The organism is Gordonia sp. (in: high G+C Gram-positive bacteria) (assembly GCF_020438995.1).
GTDB lineage: Bacteria > Actinomycetota > Actinomycetes > Mycobacteriales > Mycobacteriaceae > Gordonia.
Genome location: NZ_JAGQTN010000320.1, coordinates 1 through 2,640, shown reverse-complemented (window position 1 = coordinate 2,640; position 2,640 = coordinate 1). Strand labels below are relative to the sequence as shown.

Annotated in this window: 1 protein-coding gene; it reads left to right on the top strand. The window is 66.4% G+C overall.

The window, feature by feature from the left end:
* A partial coding sequence (locus KDB67_RS22225; RefSeq protein WP_291020724.1) for a condensation domain-containing protein occupies positions 1-2,640 on the top strand: 2,640 nt, incomplete at both ends.

Genomic DNA, 2,640 nt, shown 5'->3' with positions numbered 1-2,640 from the left:
GCGCCGCCCTGGTCCCGGTCACCGTTGCCGATCCGCGTCCTGCGCGCATCCCGTTGTCGTTCGCCCAACAGCGGATGTGGTTCATCAACCGCTTCGACGCGTCGGGCGCCACCTACAACATCCCCGCCGTCCTGCGCTTGACCGGCGCCGGGAGCGAAGCGAGCGGGCCGAATGTCACCGGCGAACTGGATGTGGATGCGTTGCGGCAGGCCGTGATCGATGTCCTTGAACGCCACGAGGTCCTGCGCACCTCGTTCCCCGCCGAGAACGGCATACCGTTCCAGCAGGTCGGCGACATCGCAGAGTTCGACGACCGCCGCATCTGGCAGATCGCCGATTCGGTGGACGGCGTCATCGCCGCCGCTACAACCGGTTTCGACGTCACAACGCAGTGGCCGATTCGGGTCAGGCTGGCACAGGCCGATTCGGCCGGCCAGGAGTATCTCCTGGCGGTAGTCGCCCACCACATCGGCCTCGACGGCGAGTCCATGCTCCCGCTGGTGACCGACATCGTCACCGCGTACAGCGCACGCACACAAGGTGATTCACCGTCGTGGACGCCGTTGCCGGTGCAGTTCGCCGACTACGCGATCTGGCAGCACGAGGTCCTCGGCTCCGCCGACGACACCCAATCGGTCATCGGCCGACAACTCGGCTACTGGCGCGAGCAACTCGCCGGCCTTCCGGACGTCCTGGAACTTCCTGCCGACCGGCAGCGCCCCCGGGTGGCGTCCTACCTGGGCGCCGACCATTCCTTCGACTTCCCGCGCGAGGTTTCCGACGCGATCACCGCCACCGCAAAGCGATTCGGTACCACCGAGTTCATGGTGGTCCACGCTGCGCTGTCGGTGCTGTTGGCGCGGCTGAGCGCATCGGACGACATCGCCGTGGCCACGCCCACCGCAGGCCGCGGTCAGGCCGTGCTCGACCCGCTCGTCGGTATGTTCGTCAACACCCTCGTCCTGCGGGCCCGGGTGTCGGGCGGCGAGTCCTTCGCGACGTTGCTCGACAATGTCCGGGCCACCGACCTCGAGGCGTTCACCCACGCCGACGTGCCGTTCGAAGCGGTTGTCGAGGCACTTGATCCGGTGCGGTCCGAAGCGTTCGCGCCACTGGCACAGGTGATCCTGTCGTTCAATCCGGCGGCGTCGGTCGCCGATGCCGGCGTCGACGTCGGCGGGTTGCGGATGGAGCCGGTCGCCGTCGACGAGGTGCCCGCACAGGTGGATCTGGCGGTGATGGTGTCCACCGGCGACGCCGACCGGCCGTGGTCGGGCATTCTGCGCTACGCCACAGACTTGTTCGACGAATCGACGATCGCGAGCATGTCGGATCGTTTCGTCCGGCTCATCGCGGCGCTGACCGCCGATCCCGATGGCGCCGTTGGTGATGCGGAGCTGCTCGGCACCGACGAGATGACGCGGGTGCTCGGCAGTTCGGCGGGCGCCGATGTCGAGGTGTCGCCGCTGCTCGTCACGGATGTGGTTGCCGCGCAGGTGACGTCGTCACCGGAGGCGACGGCGCTGTGGTTCGAGGGGCGTGGTGTCTCTTACGCCGAATTCGGTGCCCGCGTCAATACCCTTGCGCGTGAGCTGATCTCGTCCGGTGTCGGACCTGACGTCGCGGTCGGTGTATGCATCGACCGCGGCGTGGAAATGGTCGTGGCCATCCACGCCATCGTGGCCGCGGGCGGCCAGTACGTGCCGTTCGGCACCGATACGCCCGCCGACCGTGTGCAATACATGGTCGACACCGCCGGTGTGGATCTGGTCCTGGTCACCGACGCGTCCGCTCACATGGTTTCGAGGGTAGGGAGTGTCGGCACCCTCGTCGTCTCCTGCGACGGCGACATCGACCTGACCGCACCACCGGTCAGCGCCGTTGATCGCATCGCCCCGGTGTCACCGGACAACGCCATCTACACCCTGTTCACCTCGGGTTCCACCGGCCGCCCCAAGGGTGTGACCCTCCCGCACGAGGCGGTACTCAACCGTCTGTGGTGGGGCCTGGACGAACTGCCGATCGATCACACAGACACGGTCATCCTCAAGACGCCGTACACCTTCGACGTCTCGGTGCCGGAACTGTTCGCGCCGCTGATGGTGGGGGCGCGGATGGTGATCCTCAAGCCCGGTGGGCACACCGAGCCGCTGTACGTGGCCGAGGTGATCGAGCAGACCCGGGCGACGATGGTGCACTTCGTGCCGTCGATGCTCTCGGTGTTTGTCGATGTGGTGGGAACACAACGTATTTCGGCAATGGATTCGGTACGCATCATTTCGCTCACCGGTGAGGCCGTACCGCCTGCGGTGGCCGCCGACGTGCGTTCGGCGTTGCCGGAGATCTTGTTCTACAACCTGTATGGTCCCACCGAGGCCGCGGTCGAGATCACCTACGAGAACATCGAACGGGCATCGGCCTCCGACGCGTCGGTGCCGATCGGCATCCCGGTGTGGAACAGCACGTCACTGGTACTCGACGGCAGGCTCCACCAGGTTCCCGCCGGCGTGCCCGGTGAGCTGTATTTGGGTGGTGTGCAGTTGGCGCGTGGTTATGCTGCGCGTGGTGATCTGACGGCTGATCGTTTCCTGGCCGATCCTTATGGTGAGTCTGGTTCGCGTATGTACCGGACCGGTGACT